This window comes from Achromobacter sp. 10T422 (assembly GCF_056394065.1).
The window spans coordinates 538,822-554,534 of the sequence record NZ_JBFTHD010000004.1 but is presented as its reverse complement, the minus strand read 5'-3'; the positions used below and the strand labels follow the sequence as shown (position 1 = coordinate 554,534).

15 protein-coding genes are annotated in these 15,713 nt (G+C 65.5%); 8 read left to right on the top strand and 7 right to left on the bottom strand.

Translation table 11 applies throughout. The features are described from left to right. Positions 1–3: 3 nt before the first annotated feature. The 5 genes from AC1DB0_RS13085 (at position 4) to AC1DB0_RS13065 (ending at position 4,732) form a co-directional block, all read left to right on the top strand. Positions 4–1,035 (top strand): ABC transporter substrate-binding protein, encoded by a 1,032-nt coding sequence (locus tag AC1DB0_RS13085; RefSeq protein WP_476757026.1) that lies wholly within the window; start codon positions 4–6, stop codon positions 1,033–1,035. Then, on the top strand, positions 1,022–2,038 hold the full coding sequence (locus AC1DB0_RS13080) for an ABC transporter permease (protein ID WP_054422296.1): 1,017 nt from the start codon (positions 1,022–1,024) through the stop codon (positions 2,036–2,038). Before AC1DB0_RS13085 ends, AC1DB0_RS13080 begins: the two co-directional genes overlap by 14 nt. Beyond that, on the top strand, positions 2,032–2,847 hold the full coding sequence (locus AC1DB0_RS13075) for an ABC transporter ATP-binding protein (RefSeq protein WP_346552702.1): 816 nt from the start codon (positions 2,032–2,034) through the stop codon (positions 2,845–2,847). Before AC1DB0_RS13080 ends, AC1DB0_RS13075 begins: the two co-directional genes overlap by 7 nt. Next, positions 2,844–4,082 carry a c-type cytochrome gene (locus tag AC1DB0_RS13070; RefSeq protein WP_476757094.1) on the top strand — a complete coding sequence of 413 codons (1,239 nt, stop codon included), beginning with the start codon at positions 2,844–2,846 and terminating at the stop codon, positions 4,080–4,082. The genes AC1DB0_RS13075 and AC1DB0_RS13070 overlap by 4 nt, the downstream gene beginning before the upstream one ends. Before the next feature lie 116 nt (positions 4,083–4,198). Continuing rightward, positions 4,199–4,732 (top strand): OsmC family protein, encoded by a 534-nt coding sequence (locus AC1DB0_RS13065; protein WP_054422293.1) that lies wholly within the window; start codon positions 4,199–4,201, stop codon positions 4,730–4,732. Positions 4,733–4,743: 11 nt separating this feature from the next. On the opposite strand, the gene AC1DB0_RS13060 is transcribed toward AC1DB0_RS13065, so the two are convergent. Continuing rightward, positions 4,744–5,586, bottom strand: coding sequence for a LysR family transcriptional regulator (locus AC1DB0_RS13060; RefSeq protein WP_054422292.1), 843 nt, complete (start codon positions 5,584–5,586; stop codon positions 4,744–4,746). A 115-nt stretch (positions 5,587–5,701) separates the two neighbouring features. Here AC1DB0_RS13060 and AC1DB0_RS13055 point away from each other — a divergent pair, with 115 nt between their 5' ends. Continuing rightward, the gene (locus tag AC1DB0_RS13055; RefSeq protein ID WP_175169858.1) at positions 5,702–6,685 is read left to right on the top strand and encodes a bile acid:sodium symporter family protein; all 984 of its coding nucleotides are present in this window, start codon (positions 5,702–5,704) and stop codon (positions 6,683–6,685) included. Here the strand turns inward: AC1DB0_RS13055 and AC1DB0_RS13050 are convergent. The 3 genes from AC1DB0_RS13050 to AC1DB0_RS13040 are packed head-to-tail and all read right to left on the bottom strand — an operon-like array spanning position 6,637 to position 9,189. Next, positions 6,637–6,885, bottom strand: coding sequence for a hypothetical protein (locus AC1DB0_RS13050; RefSeq protein WP_476757025.1), 249 nt, complete (start codon positions 6,883–6,885; stop codon positions 6,637–6,639). The two genes, AC1DB0_RS13055 and AC1DB0_RS13050, sit on opposite strands and share 49 nt — an antisense overlap. Positions 6,886–6,900: 15 nt before the next feature. Next, complete coding sequence (locus tag AC1DB0_RS13045; RefSeq protein ID WP_476757024.1) at positions 6,901–7,290, bottom strand: Rieske (2Fe-2S) protein; 390 nt, start codon at positions 7,288–7,290, stop codon at positions 6,901–6,903. 51 nt (positions 7,291–7,341) lie between these two features. After that, on the bottom strand, positions 7,342–9,189 hold the full coding sequence (locus AC1DB0_RS13040; RefSeq protein ID WP_054422289.1) for an ABCB family ABC transporter ATP-binding protein/permease: 1,848 nt from the start codon (positions 9,187–9,189) through the stop codon (positions 7,342–7,344). Positions 9,190–9,451: 262 nt separating this feature from the next. Between AC1DB0_RS13040 and AC1DB0_RS13035 the strand changes: the two genes are divergently transcribed. Beyond that, positions 9,452–10,279, top strand: a complete 828-nt coding sequence (locus AC1DB0_RS13035) for an aldo/keto reductase (RefSeq protein ID WP_054422288.1) — start codon at positions 9,452–9,454, stop codon at positions 10,277–10,279. Between the two features lie 167 nt (positions 10,280–10,446). Here AC1DB0_RS13035 and AC1DB0_RS13030 read toward each other — a convergent pair whose 3' ends face one another. Both AC1DB0_RS13030 and AC1DB0_RS13025 read right to left on the bottom strand, forming a co-directional pair. Next, a complete protein-coding gene (locus tag AC1DB0_RS13030; RefSeq protein ID WP_054422287.1) occupies positions 10,447–10,644 on the bottom strand; it encodes a hypothetical protein in 198 nt (65 codons plus the stop codon). Beyond that, a complete protein-coding gene (locus tag AC1DB0_RS13025) occupies positions 10,641–11,816 on the bottom strand; it encodes a PepSY-associated TM helix domain-containing protein (protein ID WP_476757023.1) in 1,176 nt (391 codons plus the stop codon). The genes AC1DB0_RS13030 and AC1DB0_RS13025 overlap by 4 nt, the downstream gene beginning before the upstream one ends. Positions 11,817–12,063: 247 nt before the next feature. On the opposite strand from AC1DB0_RS13025, the gene AC1DB0_RS13020 reads away from it, so the two are divergent. Further along, complete coding sequence (locus AC1DB0_RS13020) at positions 12,064–12,777, top strand: metallophosphoesterase (protein ID WP_427950583.1); 714 nt, start codon at positions 12,064–12,066, stop codon at positions 12,775–12,777. Positions 12,778–12,909: 132 nt separating this feature from the next. Here the strand turns inward: AC1DB0_RS13020 and AC1DB0_RS13015 are convergent, their stop codons facing one another. After that, entirely contained in the window at positions 12,910–15,513 is a 2,604-nt protein-coding gene (locus tag AC1DB0_RS13015) for a penicillin-binding protein 1A (protein ID WP_175169862.1), read from the bottom strand. Between the last annotated feature and the right edge of the window lie 200 nt (positions 15,514–15,713).

Here is a 15,713-nt window from a genome sequence, read left to right as displayed (position 1 = left end):
TTGATGAATACGAACGTCCATTCCAGCGCGAATTCGTCGCGTGGAGTTTCACGCCGCGCGCTGTTGCGTGCGGCCGGCATTGCGGGATTGGTCGCGCCGCTTGGCATGCTGGGTTCACGCGTGCTGGCGGCCGATGCGTCGCCCCGAACGTTCAAAATTGCCTGGAGCCAGACGGCAGTCTGCCAGTCGCCGGTGTCGGTGGCGCTGGAACGCGGCTTCTTCGAAAAGTACAACCTGAAGGTCGAACGCATCAATTTCAGCGGGTCCACCGATCAACTGCTGGAAGCGATTGCCACGGGCCATGCCGACGGCGGCATCGGCATGGCGCTGCGCTGGCTGAAACCGCTGGAGCAAGGCTTTGACGTGAAGCTGGCGGTGGGCACGCACGGGGGTTGCATGCGTTTGCTGACGGCTGAAGACTCGCCCATCAAGAGCGTCAACGACCTGAAGGGCCGTCGCGTGGCCGTGTCCGACCAGGCCAGCCCCGTGAAGAATTTCTTTGCGATCCGCGTGGCGCAGTTGGGCATCGACCCGGAATCCGTGGACTGGCGCCAGTACCCGCAAGACCTGTTCGGCGAGGTGCTGCGCAAGGGTGAAGTGGACGCCATCGCGGGCGATGACCCCTTGATCTACACGCTGCGCGAAGACAACAAGCTGCGCGAAATTGCCACCAACATCGAAGGCGACTACGAGAACCGCACCTGCTGCGTGTTGGGGCTGCGCGGCGACCTCGTGCGCAAGGACCCGGAGTCGGCCGCGGCCATCACGCGTGCGGTGATTGATGCACAGCGCTGGACGGCATCAAACCCGGATGAAACCGCGCGCATCTTCGCGCCCTATGTGCCGGGCAAGGTGCCCGCCGAACGCGTGGCCGCCATCTTGCGCAGCCATAGCCACGGCCACGCATCGACCGGTGCCGCGCTGCGCGAGGAAATCGTGGGCTACGCCAAAGACTTGAAAACCATCAAAGTCCTGAGCGCCAACCTGGACATCAACAAGTACGCGCAAGTGGTGGTGCCCAATGTCCTCGGCTGACGCGTCGTTGCCCGTGCGCGGGGCAGCGCTGGCCGCCGCGCCGGGGTGGAGGCTGTGGAAGACCGGCGTTGCCGCCGCCGCGTTGTGGGCGGGCGTGGGAGCGGTGACGCTGGCATGGCCGAATGTGGAAGTGGGCTTTTCGTCTTGGGGCTACACGCGCGAATTTGGCGTGGCGGCGCTGGTGCTGGCAGTGCTGCTGTTGCTGTTGGCCGCGTCCGGCGCAGAACAGCCGCGCGCCGTGCAGGCGGTGCGGCGCGCGGGGCCGTGGCTGCTGGCGCTGGCCATCGCCGTGGGCGCGTGGGAAATCGCCACGGCGAAACTGGCGTGGCTGCCCAGCCCGTTCTTTGCACCCCCGCAGTCGCTGATTGAGGTCTACGTGACCGACTACAAGCGGCTTGCAGACAGCCTGCTGAATTCGCTGTGGCTGCTGGCCAATGGCTTTCTGCTGGGCGCGGCCGCCGGGTTTTTAACGGGTGTGGCCATCGGCTGGTCGCGCGGGCTGGGCTATTGGGTGCATCCCGTGCTGCGCTTTCTGGGTCCGGTGCCGTCTACTGCTTTGTTGCCGATGGCGTTCTTCTTCTTTCCCTCCAGTTGGTCGGCCGCCGTGTTTCTGATTGCGCTGGCGACGTGGTTTCCGGTGACTGTGCTGACGTGGTCGGGCGTGGCGGGCGTGAACCGCGCTTACTACGACGTGGCGCGCACCATGGGGGCGAACGAATGGTTCCTGGTGCTGCGCGTGGCCATTCCCGCCGCGTTGCCGCAAGTCTTCGTGGGCTTGTTCATGGGGCTGGGCGCCTCGTTCTCGGTGCTGGTTGCAGCCGAAATGATGGGCGTGAAATCAGGCTTGGGCTGGTACTTGTCGTGGGCGCAGGGCTGGGCGTCGTACGCAAATATGTATGGCGCGCTCATCGTGATGGCGCTGGTGTTTTCCGGTTTGATCACCTTGCTGTTCCTGGGACGCGACCGTCTTCTGGCCTGGCAGAAAGGAGTCGTGAAATGGTGAGCGCAGCGGTGACGGATGTGGCGGCAAAGACGGTAAACCCGCACGCGGTTTCGCGCGGCGCGGCGTTGGCCGTGCAGGGCGTGAATCATCACTTCGATCTGGAAGGCGCGGCGTTGCCGGTGCTGGACAACATCGACCTGGAGGTCAAGCCCGGTGAATTCGTGGCCTTGCTGGGCCCCAGCGGCTGCGGCAAGTCGACGTTGCTGCGGCTGGTGGCTGGGCTGGAGCCGCCGGCGCAAGGCGGCTTGCTGGCTGACGGTGCGCCGATTGATGGGCCATCGCCGTCGCGCATCGTGGTCTTTCAAGACCCGACGCTGTACCCCTGGCGCACCGTGTGGAACAACGTGGCGCTGGGCTTGCAGGCGCGCGGTTTGTTGAAAGCCGAACGTCACCGCGTAGACGACGCGTTGCAGCGCGTGGGCTTGGCGGACTTCAGCCAGGCGTATCCGCATCAGTTGTCGGGCGGCATGGCGCAGCGTGCGGCGTTGGCGCGCGCGTTGGTGAATGATCCGCGCATCCTGATTCTGGACGAGCCGTTGGGCAAGCTGGATTCGCTGACGCGCATCGCCATGCAATCTGAATTGGTCGAGCTTTGGCAGCGCACGGGCTTTACGGCCTTGCTGGTGACGCACGATGTGGAAGAGGCGCTGTTCATGGCGTCGCGCATTATTGTGCTGAGCGAACGGCCCGCGCGGATCAAGGACGAGATCATCAACGATCTGCCGTATCCCAGGCACCGTGGCGACCCGCGATTGGCGGAACTGCGCCATCGCGCGCTGGCCTTGCTGGGGCTGGATGCAACGTGGTGAGGCTGCTGGGGCTGGCGGTGGCGGCGCTGGCGTTATTGACGCTTGCCGCCGCCGTGGTGATCTGGCGGCAACCGCCTTCTGCGTTGGCTATTTCGCACTGGCCGTTCGCGTGGCGCTACGACCCGGATCTGCCCGTCAGCCCGCATACGTGGCGGCAGCTGTGGCTGGCGTTGGCGCAGAGTGGCGTGGCGCTGGTGTTGCTGGTGTGGGCGTTGTTTGTCCGACGCTGGCGGTTGGGTTTGCTGGTGGCCGCAGCGGTGTTGGCCGCAAGCGCGCATTGGCCGCGTCCGCAAATGCTGCTGACCGAGGCGCATCGCACGTCGTATCAGCGTTCACCCTTGGCATTTTCGGAGGCCAACGTGTTGCAGGGCGGGCGGCTATACCAGGCGCATTGCGCTGGGTGCCATGGCGTGGCGGCAGACGGCCGGGGGCCGCGCGCGGCCAGCCTGCCTGTGTGGCCCAGCGTGCTGGGCGCGGCGCTGTTTGATAACCGGCTGGAAGGTGATTTGCATTGGCAGGTGGCGCAGGGCGACGCGAGTGCGTCGATGCATGGTTTTCACGCGGTGTTGCGTGACGACGAGATTTGGCAGGTGCTGGACTACCTGCGCTTGCAAGCGTACGGCGCAAGTGGCGGCGTGGGCATGCCGGCCGTCCCCGCGCCCGTCGTGCCGCTGACATGCCGTGACGGACGCGCGCAAGATTTACGCGGACTGCGCGGCTTGCCGCTGCGCGTGGTGGCAGTGGCGCCCGGCGCGCCGGAAGAACCCCAAGACCCGCGCGTGCTGACGGTGGCATTGACGCGGGGGGCGGCGAGTGACGTCAACGCTGATTGCGTCGCGTCTGGCGCGGGGGCGTGGGACGCCTATGCGTTGGCCGCTGGTTTGAGCGCAGATACGCAGGCTGCTGGCGCCAACGCAGATACGCTGGCTGCTGGCGCCAACGTAGATACGCAGGCTGCTGGCGCCAACGCAGATACGCTGGCTGCTGGCGCCAACGTAGATACGCAGGCTGCTGGGGCCAACGTGGATGCGCTGGCCGGCGCGCAGTTCATGGTGGACCGGCGCGGTTGGCTGCGCGCGCGCCGTCTGCCAGGCGCGGCGCCCGCCTGGACCAGCGCCGACAACGTCTGCGGCCCGGGCGGCCGGATGGAGGGTGCGTCCGCCCGCGGCCTGGGCGATCTTTTGCAGGCGATGGACGACACGCCCATCGCCTTGCCTGACCGGCGGCTGCCTTAAAGGGCACCACGATTGGGCGCCACGAGTTGGCTCCACGAGTTTGCGTCACGAGTTTGCGTCACGAGTTGGCGCCACGATTTCTCTGCACTTTTCTCACTACAAGCGAGGGTTGCACGATGAGTACGTTGAACGAATACCTGGGTCAGAAACGCGCGGCCGTACTGGTGCGCAATGGGCGCGATCCCCAAACCGTGGAGCCCGTGAAACTGCGCGCCCACGTCAGCGCGGAAGGGCGCAGCGGCGTGCGGCGTATCCGCATTCGCGATCATCAGGTGGTCAGTGACAGCCCTGCCGATTTCGCGGGCTACGACCTGGGGCCGAGCTCGCCGGAGCTGTTGCTGGGGTCGTTGGGCAGCTGCCTGACGCATATCTTCCTGATCAAGGCGGCCGAGCTGGAACTGCCGCTGGAGTCGTTGGAAGTGGAGATCGAGGGCGATCTGGACCCGCGCGGCGGCAAGCCGGGGTTCGAGAAGGTGCCGTTCTTTCCGCACAATATCCGCTACACCGCGCACATCGTGTCGCCGGCGGATGACGCGGCGGTGCGCGCCGTGCATGAAGCGGTGGAGCAGTGGTGCCCGATTTTGAACCTGTTGAAGCAGCCGCAGCCGCTGGAAGGCAGCGTGCGGCATACGCGCCCCGCGGCGCAATAGGCGAGGGCGGTTCAGGTCAGCGTGCTGCGCATCAGAATCTCGGTCAGGGCGCGCGTGGGCTTGTTGGGCGCGGGGGCCGAGATGACGATGAATTCCACTTGCGGCAGCGCGGGCAGTTGGGCGCTGGCGGCGGGTGCGGCCAGCCCCGCCGTGGATAAGTGCGACGGCTGCACCGTGATGCCCAGCCCCGCGCGGGCGGCCGCCTGGCAGCCCGCGTAGCTGGTGCTGGTACACACGATCTGCCAACTGCGGCCGGCGCGTGCCAGCGCATCCAGCGTCAGCGTGCGCGTCACGCTGGGTTCACGCAGCAGGATCAGCGGCAGCGGCTCATCCGGCGCAATGCGCAGGCCGTCCTTGGCGCGCCATAGCAGCGCTTCCTTATGCAGCGTCTGGCCCCGGCGATCGCCGCGGCGGCGTTTGCCTATCATCACGTCCAGCCCATCGTCGTCCAGCAGCTTGTAGAGCTCACTGGTGACGCCGATGGTCAGGTCCAGCTCGACTTCGGGATGCGCCAGCCGGAACGCCGCCAATACATCAGGCAGCGGCCCCATGGCCAAGTCATCAGAGGTGCCCAGGCGAACCCGGCCGCGCAACCGGGGCGCATCGAACAGGCGTTCGGCGCGCTCATGCGCATCCAGGATGATGTCGGCGTGCACCAGCAGGCTGCGGCCGTCGCTGGTCAGCGTCAGCGAATGCGTGTCGCGCAGGAACAGCCGGCGGTTGACGGCCTGCTCCAGCTGCCGGATGTGTTCGCTGACGGTGGGCTGGGTCAGGCCCAGGCGCCGCGCGGCCTCGGTGAAACTGGGCGCGGCGGCGGCGGCCTGGAAGGTCTTGAGCCACAAAGGGTTGAGCATGGCGGCGTTGCCTGGTCATTGGATATTCCGATGACAGTTAAAGTAATCAGTGGCCTTCACGATGGCAAGAGGCACGCCTATAGTTCGCGGTAACTTTTCTGGAATCGCCTTTGCCATGCGCCGCTTTTTGCCCGACCAATTCACCCTGATCCTGATCGCCACCGTGGCCTTCGCCAGCTTTTTCCCAGCCGTGGGCAAGGGGGCGTCGTTCATGATGGTGGCCAGCAACGTCGCCATTTCGCTGCTGTTCTTTCTGCACGGCGCGCGCCTGTCCACCGACGCCATCGTGGCGGGCGTGAAGGATGTGCGCTTGCACGCGCTGATTCTGGCTTGCACCTTTTTGTTGTTTCCGGCCTTGGGGCTGGGCCTGCGGGCGCTGTTTCCGGGGCTGCTGACGCCGTCGCTGTGGCTGGGCGTGCTGTTCGTGTGCACCTTGTCGTCGACGGTGCAGTCGTCCATTGCGTTCACGTCGATGGCGCGCGGCAACGTGCCGGGCGCGATCTGCGCGGCGACCGCGTCGAACCTGTTGGGTACGGTGCTGACGCCGTTGCTGGTGGCGGTGCTGCTGCATCGCCAGGGGGGCGGCCATGGGCTGGCCGACGCGGGCCGCATTCTGTTGCAGCTGCTGTTGCCGTTCGCGGTGGGCAGCTTGTTGCGGCCGTGGATTGGCGCGTGGGCGCAACGCAATAGCCGGACCCTGTCCAAGGTGGATCGCAGTTCGATTCTGCTGGCGGTTTACACGGCCTTCAGTGAAGCCGTGGCGCAGGGCATCTGGCACGCGTTTCCGGCGATTGATCTGGCCACGATGGTGCTGGTGAACGCCTTGCTGCTGGGCTCGGTGCTGCTGATCACCACCTGGGGCAGCCGCAAGCTGGGGCTGTCCAAGGAAAACGAGATCACGCTGGTGTTCTGCGGATCGAAGAAGTCATTGGCGTCCGGCATTCCGCTGGCGACGGTGCTGTTTGGCACGTCGCAGATGGGCGTGGTGGTGTTGCCGCTGATGATCTTTCACCAGATGCAGCTGATGGTGTGCGCGGTGCTGGCGCGCCGTTATGCGGAACGCCAGCAGCCGGAGCAGGTGGCGGTGGCGAGCGCGTAGAGGATGTTGCCCGGGCTTGCCGGATCGGCGGGGTCCGTCCCATCGGTCAGGGCCAAACCGGCCTGGGCCGGGGCGGTCAGAGCGAAGGCGGCCAGGGTCGGGGTGGCCAGAGCGAAGGCGGCCAGGGTCGGGTCGGTCAGGGCCAAGCCGGCCAGGGCCGGGGTGGTCAGAGCGAAGCCGGCCAGGGTCGGGGTGGCCACAGGGCCAAGCCGGGTTTAGGCAGCAGCCTCGTCCCGCGGGCGAATCTTGCCCGTCGGCTGCCAGAAGACGCTGCCGTCGCGTTCGTCCACCGTCAGCGCGGTCAGCCGGCCATTCTTACAGGGGCCGCCCACGCATAGGCCAGTGTCGGGCTGATACGTCGCACCGTGGCGCGCGCACATGATCAGGTCGCCCGCGCGGGTGAAGAAACTGCCTTCCCAGTCGAGTTCAACGCCGACGTGCGCGCAGCGGTTCAGGTAGCCGTGCACGCGGTCCTGGTAGCGGACGAAGAAGGCGGTGGTCTGGCCCGCGCCGTCGGTCACCGGCACCTTGACGCCCAGGCCGCCATTGACAAGCTCAGCGGCGGCGCAAACGCGGACTTCGGGGGCGGCGGAGGAATCCTGCATGGCGGGGCCTTCAATGAAAGGGTGCGATCTTCGGGCAGGTGAAGGGGGTTGTCAATCCGCGGGCGCGTCAGGGCCGCTGTTGGCATTGCTGGCGGACGCGTCATGGGCGCTGGGCGTGCTGTCCTGCTGACGCGCCCACATGCCGGCATACGCGCCGCCTAGGGCCAGCAGCTGCGGATGGCGGCCGCGTTCCAAAATGCGGCCGTCGGACAGCACGATGATCTCGTCTGCGTCGGCCACGGTGGACAGGCGGTGGGCGATGATCAGCGTGCTGCGGCCCTGGCTGACCTCGCGCAGGTTCGCCTGGATTTCGCGTTCGGTATGGGTGTCGAGCGCGCTGGTGGCTTCGTCGAACAGGAAGATGGCGGGGTTCTTCAGAATGGTGCGTGCAATCGCCACGCGCTGTTTTTCACCGCCCGACAGTTTCAGGCCGCGCTCGCCCACCATGGTCTGGTAGCCGTCGGGCATGGTCATGATCAGGTCGTGGATGTGCGCCAGGCGCGCGGCGGCCTGGATTTCCGCGTCAGTCGCGCCGGGGCGGCCATAGCCGATGTTGTAGTGGATGGTGTCGTTGAACAGCACCGTGTCTTGCGGCACCACGCCAATCGCCGCGCGCAGGCTGGCCTGGGTCACGTCGCGCACGTCCTGGCCGTCGACAAGAATTGACCCGCTGTCAGCGTCATAGAAGCGGAACAACAGCCGGGCGATCGTGGATTTGCCCGCGCCTGAGGTGCCCACGACCGCCACGGTTTTGCCCGCCGGAATGGTGAAGCTGACGCCCTTCAGGATCGGCCGGCGCGCGTCGTAGCCGAAATACACATCCTTGAATTCGACCTGGCCGCCCGCCACGCGCAGCGGTTGGGCCTCGGGGCGGTCGGCCACTTCGCGGTCTTGGCCCAGCAGTTCGAACATGCGTTCCATGTCGATGATGGCTTGCTTGATTTCGCGGTAGATGAAGCCGAAGAAGCTCAGCGGCTGGTACAGCTGGAGCAGGTACGTGTTGACCAGCACGAAGTCGCCCAGCGTGTAGCGGCCTTCGGCGATGCCGGTGGCGGCCATCCACATGACTAGCGTCAGCCCCACCGAGATGATCGCGGCCTGGCCGATGTTCAGAATGGACAGGCTGACCTGGCTGCGCACGGCGGCGCGTTCGTAGCGGGTCAACGACGCATCGTAGCGTTGCGCCTCGTGCTCTTCATTGCCGAAGTATTTGACTGTCTCGTAGTTCAACAGGCTTTCGATGGCCTTGGTGTTGGCCTCGGAATCCGTTTCGTTCATCTGCCGCCGGAATTTGGTGCGCCATTCGGTAACGGCCAGCGTGTACGCCATGTACGTGATGACGGTGACGCCGGTGGCCAGCGCCAGCCACACGTCGAACATCTTCCACAACACAATGCAGACAAGCCCGATCTCGAAAAACGTCGGCAGGATGTTGAACAGCAGAAACGACAGCAGTGTCTGGATGCCCTTGGTGCCGCGTTCGATGGCGCGCGTCAGCCCGCCCGTTTGGCGCGACAGGTGAAAGCGCAGCGCAAGCGCGTGCAGATGTCGGAAGATCCGCAGACCGACCGCGCGGATGGCGTGCTGGCCGACGCGCGCGAAGATGGCGTCGCGCAATTCCGAAAACAGCAATGACAACACGCGTGCCGTGCCGTAAGCCAGGATCAGCCCCAGCGGCACGGTGACGGCCCCGGGCGCGCCTTTGCCGAGCTCGTCGATGGCGTGCTTGTAGATCAGCGGCACGTAGACGGTGGCGGCCTTGGCGGCGAACAGACAGAGCAGGGCCGCCACGACCCGCACCTTCAGCCCGGTCTGCCCGGGCGGCCACAGATAGGGAAAGAGGGTGCGCAGGGTGGAAAATCCGCCGCGATTCTTGGGCTGCGCGTCAGGGGAATTCATGGTTTTTCAGGGGTGCCGATGCATGGGCCAGAGGCCGTGTGACGGGCATTATCGGACACGGGCGCTATTATTTGGCAGATAACCCCTGGTACTTGTATACCCTGGCCGGGGGATGAGGTTCCGATATCGTGACGCGGGCGCAGCTCGGCAAGCCCGCTCTTTTTTCTCTTCAATCCTGGGTTAAGCCGGGCTGTGCCCAGGGTTGCGCGACCTGGCGCGTATTCGCCGCGCCAGTGTTGCGGTGCATGTTTCGGAGGGTCTTATGGCGAAGGTACCCGCAGTGAAATTGAACGACGGAAACAAGATTCCCCAGTTGGGGCTGGGCGTTTGGCAAGTGCCGGACGAGCAGGCCGCAGCCAGCGTGAAAGAGGCGCTGGCGGCGGGTTACCGGTCGGTGGACACCGCGGCCATCTATGGCAACGAGGCGGGCGTGGGCACGGGTCTGCGCGCATCAGGCGTGGCACGCAAGGATCTGTTCATCACCACCAAGCTCTGGAATGACCGGCACGGCTATGAAGACGCCCACAAGGCCATGGACGAAAGCCTGGAGAAGCTGGGCCTGGCCTACGTGGACTTGTATTTGATCCACTGGCCCGTCGCCGGCAGCACGAAGTTCCTGGACGCGTGGCGCGCCATGGTCGAGATGAAGGAAGACGGCCGGGCGCGTTCCATTGGCGTGTCCAATTTCACGCGGGCCAATCTGGAACAGCTGATGGAGGCATCGAAAGTGGTGCCGGCCGTGAATCAGATCGAGCTGCATCCGGGGTTCGCCCAGCCCGAGCTGCGCGCGTTCCATGCCAAGCACGGCATCGCCACGGAGTCGTGGAGCCCGCTGGCCCAAGGCGGCATCACCAAGGAAAAGGTCATCCTGGATCTGGCGGAGAAGCACGGCAAGTCACCCGCCCAGATCACGCTGCGTTGGCACCTGCAGAGCAATCTGATCGTGATTCCAAAGTCGGTCACGCCTGCGCGTATTCGCGAGAACATCGACGTGTTCGATTTTGAGCTGTCGGCCGACGAAATCGCCGCCATCGACGGCATCAAGGAAGGCGCGCGCCTGGGGCCAGACCCGGAAAAGTTCGGTAAGTAGGTAGGGGGCGCCTAGCTGGGGCGCCGAGCTGGGGGGCGCCGAGCCGGGGCGCCTAGCCGGGGGCGCCAAGTCAGGCGCCTAGCCGGGGGCGCCAAGTCAGGCGCCTAGCCGGGGGCGCCAAGTCAGGCGTCTAGCCGGGTGCGGGGCAGCGGGGCCCCGTCTCCGGCCTAGTGTTTCAGCGGGAACACCCAGTAGCGCACGATCACCACCAGCAGCACGGTCAGCGTGATCCACGACGCCCAGTGCCATGCGCCGGTGCCCAGCAGCGCGGCCAGCAGGCCGAATACGCTCAGCACGCCCAGCACGATCGGCGCGCCCCAGACGAACATGAAGCCGCGGCCCCCTTTGGTTTTGCTCTTGCTCATGCAGGGGTCCTTTGCGGGGCGGCGGCGGCCTGGTGCCGTTTCACGAGTTCGTTGATGCGGGCTTCGGTGGCGCGGCGGCGCGCCACCCACAGGTACAGGCCGCTGACGAGCACCACGATGGTGATCAGGTCCAGCAGCGCCCAGATGATCTTCAGCGGCAAGCCGGCGTAATCGCCAAAGTGCAGCGGACGCGAAACCTCCAGCGCGGTCAGATACCAGGGCATCTTGGCCACGGTGGTGAGCTCGCCCGTCTTGCCGTCCACCAGTACGGGCGTGTTCAGCTTGGACGTCAGCGGGGTGTCGCCACGCATCCAGGCGATGTAGTGGTGCGGGCTGCCGAAGGCGTTGCCGGGGAACGCKATGAACGACACTTCATTGCCGGGCATGGCCTTCTTTGCGGTATCGGCCGCAAGCTGCGCCGACGCCAGTTCGGTGGGCACGCTCTGGCCCTTGTACGGTTCCAGGATGCGGACGAGTTCAGTCGATTGCCACAGGCGGAACAGCGGCGTCGACAGCTCGTTGATGACGCCGGTAAACCCCACCACGAATGCCCAGACCAGCGTGACGATGCCCAGCAGGTTGTGCAGGTCCAGCCATTTAAGGCGCGTGGAGCGCGTGGCGCGCACGGTGCCGAATTCCAGTTTCTTCATGAAGGGGCCATACAGCACCACGCCCGACACGATGGCCACGCAGAACAGCAAGCCCATGAAGCCCAGGAACAGCTCGCCGGGCAGCCCCGCGAACAGGTCCACGTGCAGCGCCAGCATGATGCCCATGAACGAAAACTTGTCTTCGGCGTAGGGCGGGCCATCCAGCAGCACATCGCCCGTGCGGCCGTCCATGCGCACGGCGTGGCCAGACACCTGGCCGTCACCCGGCTTCTTCGCCATGCCGACATACACCTGCGGTTCATCGGGATCGAAGAACAGGTAATCAATGACTTCGCCCGGGTACATGGACTTGGCGCTGTTGACCAGCTTGTCCAGGTTGGCGCGCGGGGTGCCGGCAGGCACGTCCGACAAGGGCTTGGCGTCGTCGAGCCAGTGTTCGATCTCGTGATGGAACACCAGCGGCAAGCCGGTCAGACAGATGATGAGCAGGAAGATCGTGCAGACAAGGCTGGTCCATTTGTGGACCCAGTACCAAGTTTTGATGGTGGGCGCGGCAGTCATGGCGACGGCAGGAGGGCGGCGTGCGCGGCCCCCCTTTAAGGTATTTGTGAGGAAAGTCGAAACATTATCACGAATAATAGCGATTCTCGTAACGTAATATTTTGACCCCTCTGGCGACAGAGGCCAAGGCCTGCCGCAGGGTAAAGCAGGTTAAAAAGAAGGGTCGTATTTCAACAGGCACGAATCGCCCCGGCGAGCTACCAAGAGACGGATTGCGTCCGTTTGGCGCCGGTGGCTGCGGATCATCATGGAGCAGCGTTTTTTAAAAGTCCCGCGTAACGAACGTGGCCGCGATTTTGCGGTGGGCGACGTACACGGGCATTTTTCACGTTTACAGGAAAGCCTGGACCGGCTGGGCTTCGATCCCGGCGCTGACCGGCTGTTCTCAGTCGGCGACCTGGTCGACCGCGGCCCCGAAAGCGAGGCCGCGCTGGACTGGCTGGCCCGCCCGTGGTTTTTCGCGGTGCAAGGCAACCACGAGGACTACGCGATCCGCCACGTGCGCACCGGGCAGGTCGATGTGATGAACTGGCGCGGCTACGGCGGCGGCTGGTTCCTGGACCTGCCCGAAGACCGCCAGAAGGTCTACGCCGAAGCGTTTGCGCAACTGCCCATCGCGATCGAGGTCGAGACCGCAGACGGTGCCGTGGGGCTGCTGCACGCGGACTGTCCGGTGCTGTTCTGGCCGCGCCTGGAATCCGCCTTGCAAGACCGCTACAAGCGCACCAGCGCGGCGTGCCAGTGGTCGCGAGACCGGCTGCGGCAAATGAACCGGACGGGCATTCAGGGCGTGCGGGCGGTGGTGGCCGGGCATACGCCGGTGGCCGCGCCCCTGCAACTGGGCAACGTTTATCACATTGATACTGAGGGCTGGCGCGAGGGGTATTTCACGTTCCTGGACCTGGAATCCCTGGCGGCTTGGCCGCACGAGGTGGTGACGGAGCTGATGGCCGAGGAATAGGGCGTGTCTGCTGTGGCAACTGCGGCAACGGCGGCAACGGCGGCAACTGTGGCCGCTGTGGCCCGCGCATGAACCGCACTGGAAAAAAAATGGGCGCCGCAAGGGCGCCCATTGTGTTTGGCGGAGAGCCGGTCAGAGCGGGCGGGCCGTCACGGAGCCCACGGGGGTCACCGCACTGGCGCTGGCGGGCGCACCATCGGCGCCGAGCGGGGCGGCGACGGGCGCCGCAGCCGGTGCCGCGCCGTTATCCGTGCGCGGGACTTGAATCGGTTGCAGCGGCGCCTGGACGGCGCTGGTGTTCGGATTCTGCGGCAAGGCCGCGCCGGGCGTCGGCAGCGGCTTGACCGAAGTGTCCACGCCGTCGGTCGAGCGGTTGTTGTTCAGGAAGTCGGTCAGGGCATCGCCCGAAGACAGATCCAGCGACGCCACGGCCTGGCCCGGCGGGAATTCCGAGAAATAGTATTCGCCGTTGTCTACCAGCAGCCCGTCCGGACGCGGCGCGGGCTTGCCTTCCGGCACGCCCTTGAGCACCGGCTGCATGTAGTCCAGCCACGTCGACAGGGCCAGGCCGCTGCCGAATTCGTTGGTGCCCAGCGACTTGGGCTGGTCAAAGCCCATCCAGACGGTGGTGGCCAGCGTGGGCGTGAAGCCCGAGAACCACACGTCCACGGCTTCGTTGGTGGTGCCGGTCTTGCCGCCAACATCGTTGCGCTTGAGCACCTGATGCGCACGCGCGGCGGTGCCGCTGGTGGTGACGCCGCGCAGGATGTCGGCCATGACCCAGGCCGTGCGCGGGTCGATGGCGCGCGCGGCTTCATCGCCTGCGGTGACGGGCTGGGCTTCCATCAGGATCTTGCCCGAGCGGTCGGTGACGTGGGCAATCAGATACGGCGTGACGCGGTAGCCGCCATTGGCGAAGACGCTGTAGCCGTTGACGACTTGCAGCGGCGTGGCGCCGCCCGCGCCCAGCGCCAGCGGCAATACGGCCGGCCAGCGGGATTTGTCGAAGCCGAAGCGGGTCAGGTAGTCCTGCGCGTACTGCGGCGAAATCGCTTGCAGGATGCGGATCGACACCATGTTCTTCGACCGGTACAAGCCCTGGCGCAAGGTCAGCATGGGTTCGTACTTGTTGCCGTCGTTCTTGGGCTGCCAGTCTTTGGAGCCGGTCTGCGCGGCGGTCAGCATGAAGGGCTGGTCCGAGATCTGGGTGGCCGGCGTAAAGCCGCGCTCCAGTGCGGCCGCGTAGACGAACGGCTTGATGTTGGAACCTGGCTGGCGCCATGCCTGCGTCACGCGGTTGAAGTTGCCGCGGTTGTAGTCAAAGCCGCCGATCATCGCGCGGATGGCGCCGTCTTCGGGAACCATCGACACCAGCGCCGCCTGCAGCGCCGGCATGTTGATGATTTCCCAGTTGGTGCTGTCCTTGTCGCCGGTCTTGTGGATGTAGACCACCGAGCCACGGCGGATGCGCTGGCTGTCGCTGGCCTTCGGGTTCAGCGCGCGGGCCACCACGGCCAGCGCCTTCTTGTCGGAAATGGTGATGATGTCGCGCGAGCTGCGGGCCACCTTCACTTCGGTGGGGCTGGCCGACAGCACGACGGCCGCAAGCAGGTCTTCGCTGTCGGGCGTCTTGTCTTGCACGCCGTCCAGAATTTCGTCCAGCGCCTGCCCGTCGTTTTCGACGTTGTCAGGCAGGTCGATCTGGTCTTCCGGGCCGGGGTAAACGGCGCGGCGCGTGTAGTCCATCACGCCGTCGCGCACGGCGCGGTAGGCGGCTTCCTGGGCTTTCGAGTCGATCGTGGTGTAGACGTCGATGCCCTTGGAATAGGTTTCTTCCTGGAACACGCCGTACATCAGCTGGCGCGCCAGTTCGGCGGGGTAGTCGCCGTGCACCGCGAAGCCGCGCGCGCTGGAGCCGTCCGCGCCGCGGATGGTCAGGTGCTGCTTCAGGGCTTCGTCGGCCTGTTCGGGCGTCAGATAGCCCAGCGTTTTCATGCGGCCCAGCACATAGTGCTGGCGGATTTCGGCGCGCGGGAAGTTGGTGATGGGGTTGAAACGCGACGGGGCCTTCGGGATGCCCGCCAGCATGGCGGCTTCGGCCGGCGTCACTTCCGACAAGGGCTTGCCGAAGTACGTGCGCGACGCCGCCGCGAAGCCATAGGCGCGGTGGCCCAGATAGATCTGGTTCATGTAGAGCTCAAGGATCTGGTCCTTGGTGAGCTCGTTTTCAATCTTGAACGTGAGCAGCAGTTCGTAGAACTTGCGCGAATAGGTCTTTTCGGACGACAGGTAGAAGTTGCGCGCCACCTGCATCGTGATCGTGCTGCCGCCCTGCGTCTTGGACCCTTTGACCACGTTGGTCAGCACCGCGCGCGCAACGCCCATCCAGTCGACGCCGCCGTGGCTGTAGAAGCGGTCGTCTTCGGCCGCCAGCACGGCTTGGCGCATCACGGGCGGGATTTCGTCAAAGCGCAGCACATTGCGGTGCTCTTCGCCGTATTCGCCGATCAGGACTTTGTCCGCCGTGTAGATGCGCAGCGGCACGCGCGGCCGGTAGTCGGTCATCGCGTGCAGGTCGGGCAGGCTGGGCCAGGCCAACGCCAGGGCGAGCCCCAGCAGAACGGCGCCGCACACGGCGGCGCCGGCCGCGAGGATGCCCGCTTTGACCAGGAGTCGTTTCCAGGGAAGGCCCGATTTGCCGCCCGGGGTGGCGGTGGATTGCTGGGGGGTGCTCATTGCAGGCGATTCTAGGACAGAACGCTATAGACCGGCCAGGGCGCAATAAGGTTTCGGTAACCAAACTTGCCGGGGGCTGGGTGGGGGCGATTTGCCACGTAAATAAGGGGACGGGGTCTAGCATACGCGGGGCGCGGCGTTCGTGCGCGGGCGCGTGAAAAACCTTGATGAAATGCGCTGTGAAATGTATTGCGCGCGGT